The organism is Pirellulales bacterium (assembly GCA_036490175.1).
Lineage (GTDB): Bacteria > Planctomycetota > Planctomycetia > Pirellulales > JACPPG01 > JACPPG01.
The window spans coordinates 1-2,540 of record DASXEJ010000030.1 but is presented as its reverse complement, the minus strand read 5'-3'; the positions used below and the strand labels follow the sequence as shown (position 1 = coordinate 2,540).

4 protein-coding genes and 2 pseudogenes are annotated in these 2,540 nt (G+C 61.9%); 4 read left to right on the top strand and 2 right to left on the bottom strand.

Going from position 1 to position 2,540, the window contains the following annotated elements:
- Positions 1–359 precede the first annotated feature (359 nt).
- Entirely contained in the window at positions 360–614 is a 255-nt protein-coding gene (locus VGG64_02785) for a helix-turn-helix domain-containing protein (protein ID HEY1598496.1), read from the top strand.
- Positions 615–837: 223 nt separating this feature from the next.
- On the top strand, positions 838–1,143 hold the full coding sequence (locus tag VGG64_02780; protein HEY1598495.1) for a hypothetical protein: 306 nt from the start codon (positions 838–840) through the stop codon (positions 1,141–1,143).
- A gap of 328 nt (positions 1,144–1,471) precedes the next feature.
- Here VGG64_02780 and VGG64_02775 read toward each other — a convergent pair whose 3' ends face one another.
- A complete protein-coding gene (locus VGG64_02775; GenBank protein ID HEY1598494.1) occupies positions 1,472–1,702 on the bottom strand; it encodes a hypothetical protein in 231 nt (76 codons plus the stop codon).
- 18 nt (positions 1,703–1,720) lie between these two features.
- On the opposite strand from VGG64_02775, the pseudogene VGG64_02770 reads away from it, so the two are divergent.
- Positions 1,721–1,948: pseudogene (locus VGG64_02770) on the top strand (transposase domain-containing protein).
- A gap of 14 nt (positions 1,949–1,962) precedes the next feature.
- Positions 1,963–2,136 (top strand): annotated as a pseudogene (locus VGG64_02765) (transposase).
- A 214-nt stretch (positions 2,137–2,350) separates the two neighbouring features.
- On the opposite strand, the gene VGG64_02760 reads toward VGG64_02765, so the two are convergent.
- A partial coding sequence (locus VGG64_02760) for a hypothetical protein (GenBank protein ID HEY1598493.1) occupies positions 2,351–2,540 on the bottom strand: 190 nt, incomplete at its 5' end.

Below are 2,540 nucleotides of genomic sequence, written 5' to 3'. Positions count from 1 at the left end.
CGCGAAGTCGCGCGGTCCGATGGCACGCTCCGCGAAGCAATCCAGCGCAACGCGAGCGGCCCTGGATTGCTTCGTCGCAGCGAACCACAACCTTGAAAATACTCATGAATTTGCCACGTTATGCACGCGCGTCCCCTACATTTTCCGGTCGTTTTGCGCATCCCGTCGTGGCCCGATGTGGCCCGATCCTAACTGTTGACGCGCTCGCCGACCATGGTAGTTTCGGGGCGCCTCTGCGCAACCTTCGGGCGCGGGCACAGGCCGGGGTAAATTCGCCGATCATCCTGTGTGACCGCATTCGCCCTTGGTGGCCTTCTCTCCGCACGCCTAGGCCAAGCGTGCAACGGGAGAGGTATGCCATGGGCACCCTTGAACCGATTGCACTGTCGCCGCGCAACGCCGCGCAATTCCTTTCGATCAGCAAGCGCACAATGTCGCGCCTCATTAGCTCACGCAAGATCGTCGCACGAAAGGACGGCAAGCGAACGCTTGTGGACGTGGCCTCGCTGAAAGCGTACTACGCGAGCTTGCCGCTCAAAACCGGTTTCGTGCCGCTTGTATTCGTCCATCCGATCACGGGTAGGCGTCACCGGTCGCGTCGAGCGAGCCACTGATGGGCGGCGGGAAGCGCAAGGTCCGATCAGCAAGCGGATTGGTCTAGAACAAGCAAACCGCAAGTCCGATGATTGGTGGATGAAACAAAAGAACGTGCGGCAGATTCGTCGGTCAGGCGCGTCAGTAGGTCGAACCTCCGCGGTGACGCGGATTTCCTGAAAACAAAGCCACGCCATTTGCGTCGCCTCGCGCCCCAATTGTTTGCGCTCAGGAGGTTCGACCATGCATGCTGACACGAGCGACGTTGCCAAGGGCGAGCTCGTGGTCAATCCCGATGCCGTGAAGAACCAGCCTGAAGGCGGCATGATCCAGTCGGCGAACTGGGTGCTCAAGGAGCAGGTCCGGTTCGATAACGAGACGGCCGGCCCGATCGACTGGGAAAGTTATCCGGTGCTGCGCCTCGGCGAAGTGCCAAAGATCGACATCGAGCTCGTCAATGGCGGCACCGATATGCCGCTCGGCATCGGCGAGGCAACCGCCGGGGCGATCGGCAATGCGGCGTCCCGCGCGCTGAGTTCGACCCGATAACGCTATCTCCCCGGCCCGTGCGCTGGCGGCCGGCGCCGATGTGCAGCGACCCGGTAGCTGCGAACAGCTCGACCGCCCGAGCGCCATCGATCGGCCCGCAGCGCCCGGTTTACTCAACTGGTTGGCGTCACGCGCGCGCGAGGGCAGTGGCGGATTCGGCCGCGGCGGATTTCTATTTCGCGATTATCAGATCGGCGACGGGGCGGACCTGCTGCGTGGTGAGGTAGGGGGTCGATGCCAAAGCCACCCCGGCTCGATCGACCGCGGCGTAGAGAACTCTACGCCATGCTGTCTCTCCGACATTTTCGGGCCGGCGCGATGCTGCTCATTAGATGTCGTCGCCGGCAATCTGAGATGCGTCATGGTTTTCCTCCCGAACGATCGCGGAATCGCTCCGGGAGTCTGCGGGGCTGGCTCGGGCTCTCAACAGCCGCTCCAGCTCGACCAGCGCCGCCAGATCGACGCGTGGCTTGACCCGTCGCTCGTTGCTCCACGCGCCGTGTGCCGACTTTGTTGCCAAAATACGGGTGCCACTGGACTTCCAACTCTTGCCCGACATGGGCAGAATGAACGGGCAATGGCATTGAGCCGGAAGAATGCACTCTTCGCCGGCTCTGATGGCGGAGCCGAGAATTGGGCCGTTGTCGCGTCGCTGATCGAAAGCTGCAAACTCAATGCCATCGATCCGCAAGCCTACCTTACCGACATCATCACCAAGATCGTCAACGGCCACCCCAATAGCCGCATCAACGAACTTCTGCCCTGGGCCTACGCCGTCAACCAGCCATTGAAAGATGTGGCCTGAAGACGACGCTTACCGTTGAGATGCTGTTCGCCCATCTCAAGCGTATCCTGCGGCTCGGCCGTCTACGGTTGCGCGGGCCGCGTGGTGCTCAGTTCGAGTTCATGCTGGCAGCGATCGCGCAGAACCTGCGCCGGCTCGCTAAACTGGTCGTCCGACCGCCTCCAAGCGGGGAGGCGTGCCTTGCGTAGCCACCGTGGGGCGTCAGTGCTACTGCATCAACCAAGCAGCTTCCAATGGAGCGGACGACAACGGACCGTTTAGGAAAATCAAGCCAACCCCACGCTCTGCCACTCACCGACTTCCCCGACAAAATCCGCCAAGCGCGACCGGAGTGCAGTGCAGCAGACAAAGCGCTGTGGGAGCTCGGCGCTTCCCACAGCGAGGATTCACATCTATTCGGTGCTATCCAAATGGCTTGATGCTGTCTGCGACCGAGTCGGCGATGTGCTCTTTGGAGATGATGCCGACCACCTCCGACGGTCTGCCGCGTCCGCCGGTCTTCATAACGACCGCCATGGCGGAGCCGCGTCGTGACATGCGCTGCACGATGTCGAAAACGATGTCGTTCTCGCGCGCCAGCGTGAAATTGCGC